The sequence below is a fragment of the Streptomyces sp. NPDC029151 genome (genome assembly GCF_055564315.1).
In genome coordinates this window covers 72107-90225 of record NZ_JBVHWQ010000004.1, presented here as the reverse complement: position 1 = coordinate 90225, position 18119 = coordinate 72107, and the positions used below count along the sequence as shown (strand labels likewise).

The 18119-nt window shown below is 73.4% G+C and carries 13 protein-coding genes; 8 read left to right on the top strand and 5 right to left on the bottom strand.

Annotation, left to right across the window (positions count from 1 at the left end):
- Positions 1-293: 293 nt before the first annotated feature.
- The 4 genes from ACZ4VF_RS16925 (at position 294) to ACZ4VF_RS16910 (ending at position 4542) form a co-directional block, all read left to right on the top strand.
- On the top strand, positions 294-485 hold the full coding sequence (locus ACZ4VF_RS16925; RefSeq protein ID WP_467927352.1) for an SPOR domain-containing protein: 192 nt from the start codon (positions 294-296) through the stop codon (positions 483-485).
- A 30-nt stretch (positions 486-515) separates the two neighbouring features.
- Positions 516-941 (top strand): (deoxy)nucleoside triphosphate pyrophosphohydrolase, encoded by a 426-nt coding sequence (locus tag ACZ4VF_RS16920; RefSeq protein WP_467926687.1) that lies wholly within the window; start codon positions 516-518, stop codon positions 939-941.
- Positions 942-1252: 311 nt separating this feature from the next.
- Positions 1253-1681 carry an ATP-binding protein gene (locus ACZ4VF_RS16915; protein WP_467926686.1) on the top strand — a complete coding sequence of 143 codons (429 nt, stop codon included), beginning with the start codon at positions 1253-1255 and terminating at the stop codon, positions 1679-1681.
- A gap of 272 nt (positions 1682-1953) precedes the next feature.
- The gene (locus ACZ4VF_RS16910; protein ID WP_467926685.1) at positions 1954-4542 is read left to right on the top strand and encodes a SpoIIE family protein phosphatase; all 2589 of its coding nucleotides are present in this window, start codon (positions 1954-1956) and stop codon (positions 4540-4542) included.
- 49 nt (positions 4543-4591) lie between these two features.
- Here ACZ4VF_RS16910 and ACZ4VF_RS16905 read toward each other — a convergent pair whose 3' ends face one another.
- Positions 4592-6136: a hypothetical protein gene (locus tag ACZ4VF_RS16905; protein WP_467926683.1), complete on the bottom strand. Its 1545-nt coding sequence runs from the start codon at positions 6134-6136 to the stop codon at positions 4592-4594.
- Between the two features lie 1235 nt (positions 6137-7371).
- Here ACZ4VF_RS16905 and ACZ4VF_RS16900 point away from each other — a divergent pair.
- Entirely contained in the window at positions 7372-8406 is a 1035-nt protein-coding gene (locus ACZ4VF_RS16900; protein ID WP_467927351.1) for a glycoside hydrolase family 18 protein, read from the top strand.
- Positions 8403-9392 (top strand): phosphotransferase family protein, encoded by a 990-nt coding sequence (locus tag ACZ4VF_RS16895; protein ID WP_467926681.1) that lies wholly within the window; start codon positions 8403-8405, stop codon positions 9390-9392. Before ACZ4VF_RS16900 ends, ACZ4VF_RS16895 begins: the two co-directional genes overlap by 4 nt.
- Here ACZ4VF_RS16895 and ACZ4VF_RS16890 read toward each other — a convergent pair.
- The 4 genes from ACZ4VF_RS16890 to ACZ4VF_RS16875 are packed head-to-tail and all read right to left on the bottom strand — an operon-like array spanning position 9349 to position 13240.
- The gene (locus tag ACZ4VF_RS16890) at positions 9349-10143 is read right to left on the bottom strand and encodes a succinate dehydrogenase/fumarate reductase iron-sulfur subunit (protein WP_467926680.1); all 795 of its coding nucleotides are present in this window, start codon (positions 10141-10143) and stop codon (positions 9349-9351) included. The two genes, ACZ4VF_RS16895 and ACZ4VF_RS16890, sit on opposite strands and share 44 nt — an antisense overlap.
- Entirely contained in the window at positions 10140-12101 is a 1962-nt protein-coding gene (locus tag ACZ4VF_RS16885) for a fumarate reductase/succinate dehydrogenase flavoprotein subunit (protein WP_467926679.1), read from the bottom strand. Before ACZ4VF_RS16885 ends, ACZ4VF_RS16890 begins: the two co-directional genes overlap by 4 nt.
- Entirely contained in the window at positions 12101-12922 is an 822-nt protein-coding gene (locus ACZ4VF_RS16880) for a hypothetical protein (RefSeq protein ID WP_467926677.1), read from the bottom strand. Before ACZ4VF_RS16880 ends, ACZ4VF_RS16885 begins: the two co-directional genes overlap by 1 nt.
- A 27-nt stretch (positions 12923-12949) precedes the next feature.
- Complete coding sequence (locus ACZ4VF_RS16875; RefSeq protein ID WP_467926676.1) at positions 12950-13240, bottom strand: hypothetical protein; 291 nt, start codon at positions 13238-13240, stop codon at positions 12950-12952.
- A gap of 314 nt (positions 13241-13554) precedes the next feature.
- Between ACZ4VF_RS16875 and ACZ4VF_RS16870 the strand changes: the two genes are divergently transcribed.
- Together ACZ4VF_RS16870 and typA are read left to right on the top strand one after the other, a co-directional pair.
- Positions 13555-15879: an ABC transporter family substrate-binding protein gene (locus ACZ4VF_RS16870; RefSeq protein WP_467926675.1), complete on the top strand. Its 2325-nt coding sequence runs from the start codon at positions 13555-13557 to the stop codon at positions 15877-15879.
- A gap of 258 nt (positions 15880-16137) precedes the next feature.
- A complete protein-coding gene (gene typA / locus ACZ4VF_RS16865) occupies positions 16138-18045 on the top strand; it encodes a translational GTPase TypA (protein ID WP_467926674.1) in 1908 nt (635 codons plus the stop codon).
- Positions 18046-18119 lie beyond the last annotated feature (74 nt).

The following is an 18119-nucleotide window of genomic DNA, read 5'->3' as shown; positions in this document are numbered from 1 at the left end:
CCACCGGCCTCTCGCGCGCCGCAGCGATCCGGCCGTCTTGGCAGGTGACCGGCGGTTGCTCCGGTATGCCCCCGACCCGAGCCGACGGAGTTCCGGGCGGCGCATTCGGTCCCGTGCGCCCCCGGCGTTCTGGCTGGTTGCGTACCTCTTTGTGAAAAGTCGTATTCGCTGCGTGAAGGTTGGGCGTACGCTCGGGCATATGCGGACTGCGGTTTCCTTAGGCGGGGCACTGCGGGGACCCGAGACGGGAAGCAGGTGGGGTGGTGCGAGAAGGAACGCGGGCGGTGGGAGCCATGAGTGAGGGCACGGTCTCCCTTCCCTGGATCGTGATACGGCAGGACGACAACGGCAATCGCTACCGCGTCGGCCGGTACGCGACCCGCGCGGAGGCGCAGGAGATCGCGGACAGCCTCGACGACCGGGGGCACAAGCAGCTCTACTGGGTCGAGCGCATCGGCCAGAACCGGGACGGCGCGCAGAACTGACCGGGCGCGCGCTCCCGTAGGCTCCGCTCCATGACGCGCACGACTCCCGGAGCGGAACGGATCGTGGTGGTGGGAGCCGCCCTGTACGACGGTGGCCGGCTGCTGGCCGCACGCCGCAGCGCGCCCGCCGACCTGGCCGGGCGCTGGGAGCTGCCCGGCGGCAAGGTCGAGGCGGGGGAGCGGCCCCAGGACGCGCTGGTGCGCGAACTGCGCGAGGAGCTGGGCGTCGACGCCGAGCCGCTCGGCCCCGTGCCCGGGGAGTGGCCGCTGCGCACGCCGTACGTCCTCCAGGTGTGGACCGCCCGGCTGCGCCCGGGCTCACCCGGCCCCCGCCCTCTTGAGGATCACGACGAGCTGCGCTGGCTGACGCGTGCCGAACTGTGGGACGTGCCGTGGCTGGACCAGGACGTGCCGGCGGTGCGCGAGGTGGCGGCCGGATGGCGGGGCGAGGCGTAGCCCTCGTTCCGATCGGCAGGACGGCGTGGCCCTCGCCTGGCCTGGATGCGTAGCCCCCGCCCCGCGAGGGGTGCGGGCTACGCACCGCGAGGGGCGCGTGCGGCCGGTCTCCGAGGCGCGGCCGCCGACGCATGGGCGCGGCCGGCCACGGCCGATCCCGCGACGGACCTCCGCGGTGAACCCCCGCAGCGGGCCCCGGTGACCTCCAGGTGCCGCCCCGTACGCCGGAGGTGCCACCGTGCGCCCTCTCGCGCGGTACTGCCGCCTCGATATCGGGTATGTGCCCATTAACCCCATGAAACCGGGCATGGGTGGGCTCACTGGCCTGGGAAGTGATCGGCGTGATCGACACCGATGGCGACTGCGCCGAGTGGACTTTTCCGGCGGAACCAGGCGCGGTGCGCGCCGCCCGCGCGGCGGTCCGGGGCCAGTTGCGCAGCTGGCACCTCGAGTGCCTCGCCGATCTCGCCGCGCTGCTGGTCAGCGAGCTGGTCACCAACTCGCTGCGGCATGCCGCCGGCCCCATCGGCGTACGGCTGGTCCGCCCGGCCGGCATCGGCGACACGCTGCGGGTGGAGGTCTCCGACCCGCTCCCCGACCCGCCGCGGGAACGTGTCGCGCACCCCGAGGACGAGAGCGGACGCGGCCTCCAGCTGGTCGCCGGCTCCTCCCGCCGCTGGGGCACCGAGCCCGGCGAGAGCGGAAAGACCGTCTGGTTCGAACTGGCGGTACCCGGGTGACGCCGCGGCAGCCGCGGGGGCACGGGGGTGTACAGCCGTCGGCGTGCCGTCCATCGTGCGCGCCGGGGGCGCACACGCCCCGACGGTGGGTGGTTCGACGGTGTGTTCCCTGGTTAGAAGAGTGGAAGTGTTGTCACGAACCGGTCCGAAAAACACCTGGACCGAGCTGTGATCGTGAACACCGTGTCGTGCGGCGCCGTAGTGCTGGATACTGCGGGCAGCCGCCCCCGGTGACCGGTGCCGGGCGCGGTGAGCTGGAGGGGACGGTTCGCGTGAGCGAGATACCAGCGAAGGCCACGGAGTCCGAGGACCCGTCGGACGGCGCGAGGAGCCAGACCGCGGAGGCTGCGGCGGCGCCCGGTGACGCCATGTGGCAGAGCAGTCCGCCCGGTTCGATCTACGACTACATCAAGGTCGCGTCCTTCTCCATCAGCCCCGGCGGACTGGTCGACCAGTGGAGCCTGCGCGCCGAGCAGCTCTTCGGGATCCCCGCCGAACGCGCCGTGGGCATGGACCCGATAGAGGCCTTCGTCGACCCCGACCTGCGCGACCGCGGCCAGCGGAAGATGGCCGAAATCCTCGACGGGCGCGAGTGGACCGGGGTGGTGCCGTTCCGGATGCCGGACCGGCCGGACGGCACGCGCGGCGAGGAGGGGCTGGCCGAGGTCTACGTCATGCCGACCCGCACCGCCGAGGGCGAGAAGGCCGCCGTCTGCATCGTCGTGGACGTCCGGACGCTGCGCAGCATCGAGACCGATCTCGCCGCCTCGCAGGCGATTTTCGGACAGTCCCCTTTCGGATTCCTGCTGATCGACGCCGAGTTGCGCGTCCGCCGGGCCAACATGCGGTTCGCCTCCGTCTTCGGCGGAACCCCGGACGACCACCGGGGCAAGGGAGTTCACGACTACCTGCTGCGCGGTGAGGCCGAGCGGGTCTCGGCCACCCTGCGGCGGGTGCTGGAGACCGGCGAGTCCATCACCGACATGCACGTCACCGGCTTCGTCCCGGGCTCGGAGGAACGCCGGCACTGGTCGGTCAACCTCTACCGCGTGCACAGCGGCACCGGCCGGCCCATCGGCATCGCCTGGCTCGGCACCGACATCACCGCCCGCCGGGCCGCCGCCCGCGAGGCCGCCGCCGCCCGCCGCAACCTCGCGCTGCTCAACGAGGCCGGCGCCCGCATAGGGAACTCCCTCGACCTGGAGACCACGGCCCGCGAACTCCTCGACGTCGTCGTCCCCGGCTTCTGCGACCTCGCCACCGTCGACCTCTACCAGGGACTGCTGGCCGGCGACGAGACCCCGCCCGGGCTCGCCGACGGCAGCGCCGAACTGCGCCGGGTCGCCTTCTCCAGCGCCGTGTCCGGGGCGCCGTTCACCGGCTCCGGGAAAGCCGTCGAGGTCGGCGCGGTCCACCACTTCCCCTTCAACTCGCCCTGCGCGGACGCCCTGCGCACCGCCCGGCCGCAACACGTGCCCGCCGAGGAGGGCGGCCTCGTGCAGTCCACGCTGGCCGTGCCGATGGTCGCCCACGACACGGTCGTGGGGCTCGCGCAGTTCGCCCGTACGAAGGGCAGTGAGCCGTTCGGGGACCGCGACCGGGACCTGGCCGTCGAACTGGCGGCGCGCGCCGCGGTCTGCATCGACAACGCGCGCCTCTACCGCCGCGAGCACGAACGGGCGTTGATACTGCAGCGCTCCCTGCTCCCGCCCGGCGACCCCGAGGCCTCCGGCCTGGACATCGCCTGCCGCTACCTGCCGGGCAACGCGGCGACCGAGGTGGGCGGCGACTGGTTCGACGTCATCGAACTCCCCGGACACCGCACGGCCCTGGTGGTCGGGGACGTCATGGGGCGGGGGCTGCGGGCGGCGGTCGCGATGGGCGAACTGCGTACGGCCGTACGCACACTGGCCCTGCTCGACCTGGAACCGGCGGAGGTCCTCTCGGCGCTGGACGAGATCGCGCGCGGGCTCGGCACGCCGGGCGGTGTCCAGCAGGCGACCCGGACGGCCCGTCAGCCCCGGGACGCCGACCTCTCGGAGGTGTACCTGGCGACCTGCGTGTACGCCGTGTACGACTCCGTCACCCGACGCTGTACGTTCGCCAACGCCGGCCATCTGCCGCCGGTCCTGGTCGAGCCCGGCGAGGCGGCGCTCATGCTCGACGTGCCGCCCGGGATGCCGCTCGGGGTGGGCGGCGAGCCGTTCGAGGAGGTGGAGGTCGAACTCCCGGAGGGCGCGCTGCTCGCGCTCTACACGGACGGCCTGGTGGAGTCCCGCGACCACCCCCTGGACGAGGGCCTGCAGGCGTTCATCGGCGCGCTCACGGACCCCTCCCGCCCGCTGGAGGACGTCTGCGACCACGTCCTCAGCACCCTGGACACCCACCACGGCGAGGACGACATCGCGCTGCTGATGGCCCGGGTGCAGGGGCTGCCCGCCGACTCGGTCGGCGACTGGACCCTGCCCCGGGAGCCGCGCAGCGTGGGCCGGGCCCGGGAGTACGCCCGCGGACAGTTGCTGTCCTGGGACCTGGAGCCGCTGGTCGACACGACGGAACTGCTGGTCAGCGAGCTGGTGACGAACGCGCTGCGGTACGGCGAGGGGGACATCAGACTACGGCTGCTGCTCGACCGCACGCTGGTCTGCGAGGTCTGGGACTCCGGACTGGTCCAGCCGAGGCGCCGGCGGGCCCGGGACACCGACGAGGGCGGCCGGGGCCTGCAACTGGTCGGTCTCCTCAGCGCGGCCTGGGGTTCCCGCCGGACGCCCCGCGGCAAGACGGTGTGGTTCGAACTGCCGCTGCCGGGCGGGGAAGGAACCCTCACCGACCCGGCGGAGGCGCTGCTGAGCCTCTTCTGACCGGCATCGCCCCCGGACTCGGTGGGGGCGCGGCACCCGGGGCGTCGGCTCACGCGGTGTGGCGCGCGCGGCTCAGCGGGCCGCCGAAGGCGGCGGGCTGGTCGGGCTCCGGGGCGTCCGACAGGAGGATCCCGCCGAGGAGAGCGCTGGTGAGGCCGGCCGCGTGGGCATCGGTGCGGGGGGTGTCGTGGGACCGCACGTCCCCTGCGGCCCGTTCCCGTGCGGCCCGGGCCGCCGCGTCGGCCCGGGCGGTGTCGCCCGCGCCCAGCTCCCGGACCGCCTCCGCCAGCAGGGCCCGGGCCTCCGTGCCCACGGCCCCCCGGTGCACCGTGACGAACTCCTCCGCCCCGGCCACGGAACTCCGCGCGACGAGCATCGCCGCCGTGTCCAGCACCCCGCCGCGCGCCGCCCCGGCCGACCGCTGGACGGCCCGGGTGATCCGGCGCAGCGCGTCCAGGGGATCGTACGGGCCGCCCGTCAGCTCTCCGCGGACCGCGGCCAGCACCCCGTCGGCGTAGGCCGTCCGGGGGTGCGGCTCACCCGGGGGAAGCGAGGTCCCGGTCCCGTTCCGGACCGCCGCCAGCTCCGCCTCCGCGCCGGTCAGCGCCGCCGGTACCAGCCCGGCCGCCTCCCGCAGCCGCGCCGCGCGCCGCTCCACTCCGTCCACCAGCACCCCCGCCTGGATCACCGCGCCCTCCCCGGCACGCAGCTGCCGGGCGGCCCGCCGCGGTTCGCCCGCGTCGACGGCCTGGCGGGCCTCGTTGAGCCGGGCGGTGGCGAACACCAGCCGGTCCTTGGCCTGTTCGACGTACGCGGTGACGGGACCGACCGCCGACGGCGGGTACCGCTCCCGCAGGGCCGCCAGGGTGCCCTGCGCGGTCACCGCCCGAGCCGTCAGCTCCCGGAACCGTTCCTCGGCCACCACCAGTGCCGCCCCCACCCCCCGCTCCTCGCCCATCCCCCGCAGCCGGTCCAGCGCCTCCGCCTCCGCGTCCAGCCGGCGCCCGGCCTCCGCGCAGCGGCCGATCACCCCGACCAGCGCCTGGCGCCGCGCGCTCGCCTCCTCCGGGACGCCCTCCTCGTACCGCCGCCAGATCGCGAACGCCGCCGACAGCTCCGTCTCGGCGGCCCGCAGCGCATGTGCGAACGGCTCCGTCTGCTTCTCCGGGAACAGCTCCCGTACAAAGGACAGTTCCTCCCCGCTGGTCCGCACGCAGTCGTCGGCCAGCCGCAGTGCCGCCCGGGCCTGACGCTCGGAGTCGGCCGGGGTGGGCGCGGGCGGCCGTGCCGGGACGGTGCCCGGAGTCGTCCGGGTCCGGGCCCGCCGGGTACGCCGCAGGTAGCCGTACCCGGCCAGGGACACGGCCGCGGCCCCGGCGATCAGCGGCAGCACGAGGTCGGCCGCCGACGTCCCGTCCTCCTGCGGGGCGGAGACGCTCGCCACCGGAACCGGAGCGTGGACCGCGACCGTCATCACCGGTGACACCAGCCACCCCGCTCCCACCAGAGTGCCCAGCACCGCATGCGCCACCCGCGCCCGTCGGTGCGAGGAGGAGGCGCGCCGGGCCCGGCCCCGGATCAGGGAGGACGTCACGTTGTGGAGCGTATGGCCAGGTAGACGGCTCCGCGAGCGGGACGGGGACGGGTGGGGGACCAGGCGGACAGGGGGACGGGATGGACGCAAACCCGACGGGCGACAGCCGGCGGGACGAGAACCCGGCGGCCGAAGACTCGCCGGACGCGCGCCCGCCCGGCGGGCACCGGACCGGCGACGGCGAGGACCCGGCGGCCGGGAGCCCGACGGGCGAGAACTCGGCGGCCGTGGGCCCGGCTGGTGAGGATCCGGCTGCTGTGCGCCTGTCCGGCGGGGATCAGAGCGGCGAGGGTGAGGATCCGGTGGGCGGGAGCCCGACGGGCGGGAACGGGTCGGGCGAGAAGTCGGCGGGCGTGAACCCGACCGGCGGAAGCTCGACGGCTGTGGGGCCGCCCGGTGAGGATCCGGTTCCTGTGCGCCCGTCCGGCGGGAACCAGGCCGGCGAGGGTGAGGATCCGGTGGCCGGGAGCCCGACGGGCGGGAACTCGCGGGCTGTGGGCCCGGCTGGTGAGGGCCCGGCCGGTGAGGATTCGGCTGTTGTGCGCCTGTCCGGCGGGGATCGGAGCGGCGAGGGCGGGGAGCCGATGGCCGGGAGCCTGTCCGGCGGGGATCAGAGCGGCGACGGTGAGGAGCTGACGGGCGCGAACCCGACCGGCGGAAGCTCGACGGCTGTGGGCCCGGCTGGTGAGGGCCCGGCCGGTGAGGATTCGGCTGTTGTGCGCCCGTCCGGCGGGAACCAGACCGGCGACCGCGGGGAGCCGGCGGCCGGGAGCCTGTTGGCCGGGAGCCCGACGGGCGAGAAGCCGGCGGGCGTGGGCCGGACCGGCGGAAGTTCGGCGGTCGTGGGCCCGGCTGGTGAGGGCCCGGCCGGTGAGGATCCGGCTGCTGTGCGCCTGTCCGGCGGGGATCAAAGCGGCGACGGTGAGGATCCGGTGGCCGGTAGCCCGACGGGCGCGAACCCGGCCGGTGAGAACTCGGCGGCCGTAGGGCCGGCAGGCGAGGAGCCGGCGGGCGGGCGCCTGTCCGGCGGGGATCAGAGTGGCGACGGTGGGGAGCCGGCGGCCGGTAGCCCGACGGGCGGGAACCCGGCGGGCGAGAAGTGGGTGGCCGTGGGCCCGCCCGGCGAGGAGCCGGCGGGCGGGCGCCTGTCCGGCGGGAATCAGAGTGGCGACGGTGGGGAGCCGGTGGCCGGGAGCTCCACGGGCGGGGACCGGGCGGACGGCGAGTCGGCACCGGTGGGCGGGCGGGCGCCGGGCCGCAGGCGCCGGCGCCGCATCCTCCGCGTCGCCTCCGTCGTCCTCGCCGTCCTCCTGCTCCCGCTCCTCACCGCCGAGACGGCCCTCCGGCTCAACTACACCGGCGATCCGGCCCCCGGCACCCGCACCCGCCACCAGGACGCCCTCTGGCTGGGGCACGCCTGGGTGGACGGACGGAAGACCGACGCGGACGTCAGGGCCCTCGCCCGGCGCCTGCGCGACACCGGGATCCGGGACCTGTACGTGCACGCGGGGCCGCTGGAGCACGACGGCACCCTCCCCGCGTCCGCGTACCCGAAGGCCCGCCGGCTGACGGCGGCCGTCCACCGGGAGCTGCCCGGTGTGCGGGTCCAGGCCTGGCTCGGGGACACGCTGGCGAGCGAGGGCCCGGTCGGGCTGCGGCTCGACCGCCCGGCCACCCGCGCGGCGGTCCTCGACTCCACCCGCGCCGTCCTCGCCGCCGGCTTCCAGGGCGCCCACTTCGACCTCGAACCCCTGCACTCGGGCGACCGCGACTACCTCGGCCTCCTCGACGACCTGCGCGAGCTGACCCACGCCCGGGGCGCCGTGCTCTCCGTCGCCGCCCACCAGATCGACCCGCTGCCCGCCTTCCACTCCTTCTGGGGCGCCACCACCGGCCACCCCAAGTGGTGGTCGCAGGCGTACTTCGGGCAGGTGGCCCGCCGGGTGGACCAGATCGCCGTCATGTCGTACGACACCATGCAGCCGCTGCAGAGCCTGTACGGCGGCTACGTGGCCCAGCAGACCAGCCTCGCCCTGGAGGTCACCCCGGAGGGCACCGACCTGCTGATGGGCCTGCCCTTCTACCACGAGAACCGGTTCGGCCACCGGGCGGCCGCCGAGACCGTCCCGGCGGCCGTGCGGGGCGTACGGCTGGGCCTGTCCCGGACCGACGCGGACCGGGCCCGCTTCGGCGTGGCCCTGTACGTCGACTTCGCCGCCACGGAGGATGACTGGACCGCCTATCGGGAGGACTGGGTCCGCACGCCATGACGCCCGCCCGCGCCCCCCTCACCCGGGACGACCTCGCCCCGCTCGCCCTTGCGGCCCTCGGCCGTACCCCGGCCGCCGCGCACCGGCTGCGCGGCGGCTCCAAGAAGGGCGTCTACCGGCTCGTCCTCGACGACGGCGGCACCGCGATCGCGTACGTCTGGTCGCCCGAGGAGGACTACTGGGGGCGCGCCGACGCCGACATCCGCGACAGCTTCTCGCACGCCTCCGGCATCGGTCTGTTCCTGGCCGCCCACCACCGGCTCACCGCGCTCGGCGTCCGCGTGCCGCGGCTGCTGCTCGCCGACGAGGACGCCGTCCACCTGCCCGCGCCCGCGGCGGTCGTGGAGGACATCCGCGGCGCGAGCCTGGAGCAGCTGCTGCGCGAGGACCCGGACGCGGCCCGGGTGCCGCTGCGGCGGCTGGCCGGGGTGCTCGGGGTGCTGCGGGGGTGCACGGCCGCCGGGCACGGCAAGGCCCTGCTGGTGGCGCGGGGCGGTACCGCGCACGGCGGCTCCTGCGCGCGGGTCGTCGCCGACCGGGCGGTCCGGGACATCGCCGACGCCGCCGGGCGGGACCCCCGGGTCCGCGCGGCACGCGAGGCGCTGACGGAGCGGGTCCGGGAGCTCGGGGCCGCCGTCGGACCGCGCGGCCACACCTCCCTCGTGCACGGCGAACTCGGCCCCGACCACGTCCTGGTGACCCCGGACGGCGATCCCGCGCTCATCGACGTCGAGGGCCTGATGTACTTCGACGCCGAGTGGGAGCACGTCTTCCTCCAGCTCCGCTTCGGCCCCGCCTACGAGGCGCTGCGGGCCCCCGGCCTCGACCCCGGCCGGATGGCCCTGTACCGGCTCGCGACCCACCTGAACCTCGTCGCCGGGCCGCTGCGGCTGCTCGACGGCGACTTCCCGGAGCGGGACGCCGTGCGGGGGATCGCGGAGTTCAATCTCCGGCGGGCGCTCGGCCTTCTGCGGGACGCCTCCTGATCTTCGAGCCGAGCCACACCAGCGGGTCGTACTTGCGGTCGACCGCCCGTTCCTTCAGCGGGATCAGCGCGTTGTCGGTGATCCTGATGCCCTCGGGGCAGACCTCCGTGCAGCACTTGGTGATGTTGCAGTAGCCGAGCCCGTGGTCGTCCTGGGCGGCGCGGCTGCGCTCCAGGCCGGTCTCGGCCGCCGCGTCCAGCGGGTGCATGTCGAGTTCGGCGACCCGCATCAGATAGCGGGGTCCGGCGAACGCCTGCTTGTTCTCCTCGTGGTCGCGCACCACGTGGCAGGTGTTCTGGCACAGGAAGCACTCGATGCACTTGCGGAACTCCTGCGCGCGGTCCACGTCCTCCTGGAACATGCGGTACTCGCCGGGACCCAGACCGGCCGGCGGCACGAAGGCCGGGACTTCCCTGGCCTTCCGGTAGTTGAAGCCGACGTCCGTCACCAGGTCCCGGATCACCGGGAAGGCCCGCAGTGGGGTGATCGTGACGGTCTCGGCGCGGTCGAAGACCGACATGCGGGTCATGCACATCAGCCGCGGACGGCCGTTGATCTCCGCCGAGCACGAACCGCACTTGCCGGCCTTGCAGTTCCAGCGCACGGCGAGGTCGGGCGCCTGGCCGGCCTGGATGCGGTGGACGATGTCCAGGACCACCTCGCCGTCGTTCACCTCGACAGTGAAGTCCTCCAGGCCGCCGCCCCGTTCGTCGCCCCGCCACACCTGGAAGCGGGCCTCGTAGCTGCTCACTCGTACAGCTCCTCTTCGGCGAGGTACTTGACCAGCTCCTCCTTCTCGAAGAGGGCGAGCAGGTCCGGGCGGATGGGCTCGGTGGTCTCGCGGGCGAGACGGATCTGGCCCCGGGCCGGGTCGGTCGCGGCGAGACCCCCGGTGGGGTCGGCGAGGGTGCACAGCAGGTTCACGTTGCGCCAGGCGCGGTCCATCGCCGGATGGTCCTCGCGGGTGTGCCCGCCGCGCGACTCGGTGCGCTCCAGCGCGGCCCGGGCCACGCACTCGCTGACCAGCAGCATGTTCCTGAGGTCCAGGGCGAGGTGCCAGCCGGGGTTGAACTGGCGGTGGCCCTCGACCCCGGCCCGCCGGGCCCGGGCCCGCAGCTCGGCCAGCTTGTGCAGGGCCTGCTCCATCTCGCCCTCGCGGCGGATGATGCCGACCAGGTCGTTCATCGCCTGCTGGAGTTCCTGGTGCAGGGTGTACGGGTTCTCCGGGGTCCGCGCCCCGCCGTCCCGCTCCGCCTCCGCGGAGAAGGGCCGCAGTGCCTCGGCCGCGGCCGCGTCGACCTGGACGTCGTCCACGGGCGGGCGCCGGCCGGCCAGGGCCCGCGCGTACTCCGCCGCGTGCCAGCCGGCCCGGCGGCCGAAGACGAGCAGGTCGGAGAGGGAGTTGCCGCCGAGCCGGTTGGAGCCGTGCATGCCGCCGGCCACCTCACCGGCCGCGTACAGCCCCGGCACCCCGCGGGCCGCCGCGGTGTCGGAGTCGACCGCGATGCCGCCCATCACGTAGTGGCAGGTCGGGCCGACCTCCATCGCCTCCGCGGTGATGTCGACGTCCGCCAGCTCCTTGAACTGGTGGTACATGGACGGCAGCCGGCGCCGGATCACCTCGGCGGGCATCCGGGTCGACACGTCCAGGAAGACGCCGCCGTGCGGGGAGCCGCGGCCCGCCTTCACCTCGGCGTTGATCGCGCGGGCCACCTCGTCGCGGGGCAGCAGCTCGGGGGGCCGGCGGTTGTGGTCCGGGTCCTCGTACCACCGGTCGGCCTCCTCCTCCGACTCGGCGTACTTCTCCTTGAAGACGTCCGGGACGTAGTCGAACATGAACCGCCTGCCGTCGGAGTTCCTGAGGACCCCGCCGTCGCCGCGCACCGACTCGGTGACGAGGATGCCCTTCACCGACGGCGGCCAGACCATGCCGGTCGGGTGGAACTGCACGAACTCCATGTTCAGCAGGGGCGCCCCGGCGAGCAGCGCCAGCGCGTGGCCGTCGCCGGTGTACTCCCACGAGTTCGAGGTGACCTTGAAGGACTTGCCGATGCCGCCGGTGGCGAGGACGACGGCGGGCGCCTCCAGGACGAAGAAGCGGCCGGTCTCGCGGTCGTAGGCGAAGACGCCCGAGACCCGGCCCGCGGCGGAGCCGCTGTCGGATGCCGTGTCCTTGAGGACCCTGGTGACCGTGCACTCCTGGAAGACCTTCAGCCGTGCCTCGTAGTCCCCGGTCTCCCGGTGGTCCTCCTGCTGGAGCGCGACGATCTTCTGCTGGAGCGTGCGGATCAGCTCCAGGCCGGTGCGGTCACCGACGTGCGCGAGGCGCGGGTACTCGTGGCCGCCGAAGTTGCGCTGCGAGATCCGGCCGTCCTTCGTCCGGTCGAACAGCGCGCCCCAGGTCTCCAGCTCCCACACCCGGTCCGGGGCCTCCTGCGCGTGCAGCTCGGCCATCCGCCACTGGTTGAGGAACTTGCCGCCGCGCAGGGTGTCGCGGAAGTGGACCTGCCAGGTGTCGTGCTCGTTGGCGTTGGCCATCGCCGCCGCGATGCCGCCCTCGGCCATCACCGTGTGCGCCTTGCCGAACAGCGACTTGCAGATCACCGCCGTACGGGCGCCCCGTTCGCGCGCCTCGATCGCCGCGCGCAGCCCGGCGCCGCCCGCGCCGACGACCACGACGTCCCACTGCTGCCGTTCCACCGCTGCCATCAGAAGAACCTCGGATCGTCGAAGACGCCGGACGCGACCAGGTACACGTAGAAGTCGGCCGACGCCACGCTGAGCAGCGAGGCCCAGGCCAGCTGCATGTGCCGGGCGTTGAGCCGCCCGACGAACCGCCAGGCCCGGTAGCGCACGGGATGCCGGGAGAAGTGCTTGAGCTTGCCGCCGACGATGTGCCTGCAGGAGTGGCAGGAGAGGGTGTACGCCCAGATCAGCACGATGTTGGCGAGGAAGACCAGGCTGCCCAGGCCCATGTGGCCCCACCGGTAGTGCTCGTCCCGGAAGGCCAGCACGGTGTCGTAGGTCAGCACACCCGCCACCAGCAGGGCGGCGTAGAAGAAGTACCGGTGGGCGTTCTGCAGGATCAGCGGGAAGCGGGTCTCGCCGGTGTACGTGCGGTGCGGCTCGGCCACCGCGCACGCGGGCGGGGAGGCCCAGAACGCGCGGTAGTACGCCTTGCGGTAGTAGTAGCAGGTCAGGCGGAAGCCGAGCGGGAAGACGAGGATGATGATCGCGGGGGAGACGCCCCACCAGCCGCCGAAGAGGTCGGCATTGGGCCCGGCGCGCATGGTCCGGCAGTTCTCCGCCAGGCACGGCGAGTAGAACGGCGAGACGTACGGCGCCGCGTAGTAGTCGGCGCCCGCGAAGGCCCGCCAGGTCGAGTACACGACGAACGCCAGCAGACCGGCCGCGGTGACGGCGGGCGCCAGCCACCAGCGGTCGGTCCGCAGGTGCGGGGCGGCGATCGCGGCGCGCGTACGGGCGCGTACGCCGCCGCTGTTCTGTTGGGGTTCCGTACCAGTGGCCAAGTCAGGACTCCGGTCGGTAGCGGTTGATCAGGGGGCGCGGCGGTCGCGGGCGCCCAGTCCCTCGTCGTCCGTGTCCGTCCACAGGCTGATGTCGTAGGGCGTGTCGGAGATGGTGACGAGGTCGGGCCGGCGCTGCGCGGCGGGGGCCGCGGCGGCGGCCCGGAGCAGGGCCAGGCTCTCGCGCAGGTGGTCGGCGTCCAGACGGACCCGGCGTATCTCCAGGCCGCCGCTGCCGAGCTGGTGTTCCAGGCGCCCCAGAGACCGGTGTAGGTCGTCGAGACAGCGCTGTACGGCGTTGATGTCGTCGTGCACGGACATGACTTGCCCTCGCTTCCGCGGGTCCGGCGGGCCATGGACGGCAACGTTGATGCGCCTTGGAGTGTTGCGCCTCACGCCCGCCGGTGTGAAGGGATGTGCAGCGATTGGCCGAGGCGTACGGGTGCATCGCCCGGTGTGTTGCGCCGCACGGGTGGGCTTACCGGCTGTCGTCGCCGTGTCGCCCACCGTTGCCGGATCCTTTCCTCTTCAGTGGCCGCATAGATCTGATCAGCTCCATATACCGCCAAACGTGATCAGCTCCATATACCGACAAATGTGAGCATAAGGCCCGTGGCTTCCTGGAGGTAGCAGAGATGTCCTACGACGGCGTTGGGCAGCGCCCTGAAGGGGCTCGGGGCCGCACCACCGAGCAGCGGCCGCGTCCCGGGGCGCGAGGAGCCACGACGCACTCCCCGACGGCCCCGGGCCGGTCCCGGCGTCTCCAGCGGGCCCTCGCCCTCCTCGGCGCCGGTGCCCTGGCCGTCCCCCTGCTCGCCGGCTGCGGTGACGACGACGAGGTCAGCAGCCCGCTCGCGCCCCAGGACATCTCCCCGGTCGCCCGGGACCTGGTCGCCGACGGCGGCACCCTGAAGTGGGCCGTGGACGCCGTACCGGAGACCCTGAACACCTTCCAAGCCGACGCCGACAGCGGCACCAGCAGGGTCGCCCAGGCCGTGCTGCCCTCCATGTTCCGGCTGGACTCCGCCGGCCGGCCGGTGGCCGATCCGGCCTATCTGGAATCGGCCGAGGTCATCGAGACCGAGCCGCGCCAGGTCGTGCTGTACAAGCTCAACCAGCAGGCCGTCTGGAGCGACGGCCGGGAGATCGGCGCCGCCGACTTCCTCGCCCAGTGGCGCGCCCTGTCCGGGAAGAACAGTGCCTACTGGACCGCCCGCAACGCCGGCTACGACCGCATCGCCAAGATCGAGCGCGGCGCCAACGACCTCCAGGTCCGGGTCACCTTCTCCCGCCCCTACGCCGACTGGAAGTCGCTGTTCTCCCCGCTGTACCCGAAGGACGTCATGGGCACCCCGGACGCCTTCAACGACGGCGCCCGCCGCAAGCTCCAGGTCACCGCCGGCCCGTTCAAGGTGGAGAAGGTCGACACCGCCAAGAAGGACGTCGTCCTCACCCGCAACCCGCGCTGGTGGGGCAAGCCCGCCAAGCTGAACCAGATCGTGCTGCACGCCGTCGCCCGCGACAAGCGGACCACCGCGCTCGCCGACGGCAGCGTGGACCTCGCCGAGATCGACTCCACCGACGCCCAGCGGATCGGCCTCGCCCACCGGACGAAGGGCACCGGCACCCCGCTCCAGGGCGCCGGGGGCAGGACCTCCGTGAAGAAGCTGCGCGCCTGGGCGGTCGAGCACGGCCTCGACTCCGATCAGGTGCACGCCGGGAAGAAGAAGCTCCGCAAGGCCATCACCCGCTATCTGGAGCAGCAGCAGGAGCTGCGGGACGTCGAGGTCCGCAAGTCCCTGGAGCCCACCTACACCCAGCTCGCCCTCAACGGCGCCGCCGGCCCCCTCACCGACGAACGGGTCCGCCGGGCCGTCGCCCGCGCCCTGGACCGCGCCGAGCTGGCCCGGCTGGTGCTCACCCCGCTGGGGCTGCCCGCCGTACCCGTCGGCAGCCACCTCGCGCTGTCCGGGCAGCCCGCCTACGCCGACAACAGCGGCGCGATCGGCGGCCAGGACGCCAAGGAGGCGCAGGCGCTGCTCGCGGACGCCGGCTGGGTGCGCGGCGGCCCGCTGAAGGAGGAGAAGAAGGGCGAGAAGGCGGCCGGCCCCCAGAAGCAGGAGAAGGACAAGCGGAACAAGCCGGACGCGGACGTCTCGGACGGCGGTGACGACGGCGAGTACATCGTCGGCGAGGACGACAAGGGCCACGACGACCGGCAGGACGACGGCCGGGCGCACGGCGGCAGCGACGGCAAGGGCAAGCACCACGAGTCCCCCGGCGGCGAGCACGAGCACCCCGACCGGCGCCTCGCGCAGGAGGGCAAGCACGGCGGCGCGCCCGGCGCCTACGCCCCCAAGGGCACGGCCGCCCCGGCCGCCGCTCCGGCCGGGCCCTTCGCCAAGGACGGCAAGCCCCTCGCGCTCCGCTTCGTCCTGCCCTCCGGACCCGGCTCGCAGATCCTGAACTCGGTCGCCGAGCGGATCTCCGCGATGCTGGAGCAGGTCGGGATCCGCACGACGATCACCAAGGTGTCGGACGAGAGCTACTTCAAGGACCACATCGCCGCCGGCGACTTCGACCTCGCCCTGTACTCCTGGCCGTCCTCCGCCTTCCCGGCGACCGACGCCCGCCCCGTCTACGCCAAGCCGGTCCCGGCCGCGGACGGCTCGGTGAACGTGGAGCAGAACTACACCCGGGTCGGTACGGACCAGGTCGACCAGCTCTTCGACCAGGCCGCGACCACGCTGGACGAGGGCGAGGCGCGGGACCTGATCCGCCAGGCCGACGCCCACATCTGGGCGGCGGCCGGCTCCATCCCGCTCTACCAGCGCCCCCAGCTGGTGGGAGCGCGCAGGAACGTCGTCAACGCGGGGGCCTTCGGCTTCCAGACACCGGTCTACGAGGACATGGGATTCCTGAAGAAGGGGGCGAAGGTGTCGCCGAGCCCCGGGAAGTGAGCCCCCCGGCAGTCGCCCCGCAGGGCGGCGCGGACCCCTCCCGCGCGGGCGACGCGGAGGGCGGGAGAGGGCGGGCGGGACCCCCGGCGGCGGGTGCGCCGGGGGCCGGGCCGAGCCGCACCGCCGTAGCCCGGCGAGCCGCAGCGGCGGCGCACCCGTACCATGGGGTGAGGCCGTGGCGTGTCCAGCCCGGCAGGGCCCGCGCGACACGGACGTACGCGCAGGGCGATCCTCACACTTCCGGGAGTACGGCAGCTTATGGCCACGCGCCACGACATCCGCAACGTCGCCATCGTCGCTCACGTCGACCACGGCAAGACCACCATCGTCGACGGCATGCTCAAGCAGGCCGGCGCGTTCGCCGCCCACCAGCTCGACTCGGTCGACGACCGCATGATGGACTCGAACGACCTGGAGCGTGAGAAGGGCATCACGATCCTCGCCAAGAACACGGCGGTGAAGTACCACCCCAAGGACGGCGGGGACCCGATCACCATCAACATCATCGACACCCCCGGCCACGCCGACTTCGGCGGCGAGGTCGAGCGCGGTCTGTCGATGGTGGACGGTGTCGTGCTGCTGGTGGACGCCTCCGAGGGCCCGCTGCCGCAGACCCGCTTCGTGCTGCGCAAGGCGCTCCAGCAGCGGCTGCCCGTCATCCTGTGCATCAACAAGACGGACCGCCCCGACTCGCGCATCGACGAGGTCGTCAACGAGACCTACGACCTGTTCCTCGACCTGGACGCGGACGAGGAGCAGATCGAGTTCCCGATCGTCTACGCCTGCGGCCGTGACGGCATCGCCTCGCTCACCAAGCCGGACAACGGCACGGTCCCGGCCGACTCCACCAGCCTGGAGCCGTTCTTCTCCACGATCCTGGAGCACATCCCGGCCCCGACCTACGACGAGGACGCCCCGCTCCAGGCCCACGTCACCAACCTGGACGCCGACAACTTCCTCGGCCGTATCGCGCTGCTCCGCGTCGAGCAGGGCGAGCTGCGCAAGGGCCAGACGGTCGCCTGGATCAAGCGCGACGGCACCGTGCAGAACGTCCGCATCTCCGAGCTGATGATGACCGAGGCGCTCACCCGCAAGCCGGCCGAGAAGGCGGGCCCGGGTGACATCTGCGCGGTCGCCGGTATCCCGGACATCATGATCGGTGAGACGCTGGCCGACCCGGAGAACCCGGTCGCGCTGCCGCTGATCACGGTGGACGAGCCCGCGATCTCCATGGTCATCGGCACGAACACCTCGCCGCTGGTCGGCCGGGGCGGCACCGGCAAGGGCGCGGACGCGAAGGCGGCCGTGAAGGACCGCAAGGTCACCGCCCGCCAGGTCAAGGACCGCCTGGACCGCGAGCTGATCGGTAACGTCTCGCTGCGCGTCCTGGACACCGAGCGCCCCGACGCCTGGGAGGTGCAGGGCCGCGGTGAGCTGGCGCTCGCCATCCTGGTCGAGCAGATGCGCCGCGAGGGCTACGAGCTGACCGTCGGCAAGCCGCAGGTCGTCACCAAGGAGATCGACGGCAAGGTCCACGAGCCGGTCGAGCGCATGACGATCGACGTGCCCGAGGAGCACATGGGCGCCGTCACGCAGCTCATGGGCGTCCGCAAGGGCCGCATGGACAACATGTCGAACCACGGCTCCGGCTGGGTGCGCATGGAGTTCGTCGTGCCCTCCCGCGGTCTCATCGGCTTCCGTACCGAGTTCCTGACCCAGACCCGGGGCACGGGCATCGGCCACTCCATCCACGAGGGCTTCGAGCCCTGGTTCGGCAACCTGACGACCCGGAACAACGGTTCCCTCGTCGCCGACCGCTCCGGCGCCGTCACCGCGTTCGCGATGACGAACCTCCAGGAGCGCGGCGTGCTCTTCGTGGAGCCGGGCACCGAGGTGTACGAGGGCATGATCGTCGGCGAGAACTCCCGCTCCGACGACATGGACGTCAACATCACCAAGGAGAAGAAGCTCACGAACATGCGGTCGTCGTCGGCCGACTCGTTCGAGGCGATCGTGCCGCCGCGCAAGCTGTCGCTGGAGCAGTCGCTGGAGTTCTGCCGCGACGACGAGTGCGTCGAGGTGACCCCGGAGGCCGTTCGCATCCGCAAGGTCGTGCTCGACCAGCGTGAGCGTGCCCGCTCCGCGAGCCGCGCCAAGCACAGCTGATCCCACGGCACTTGAGCCCGGATGCCCCCTCGGCGGGGGCATCCGGGCTTTTTGCAACCCGTTTTCGGGGGCCG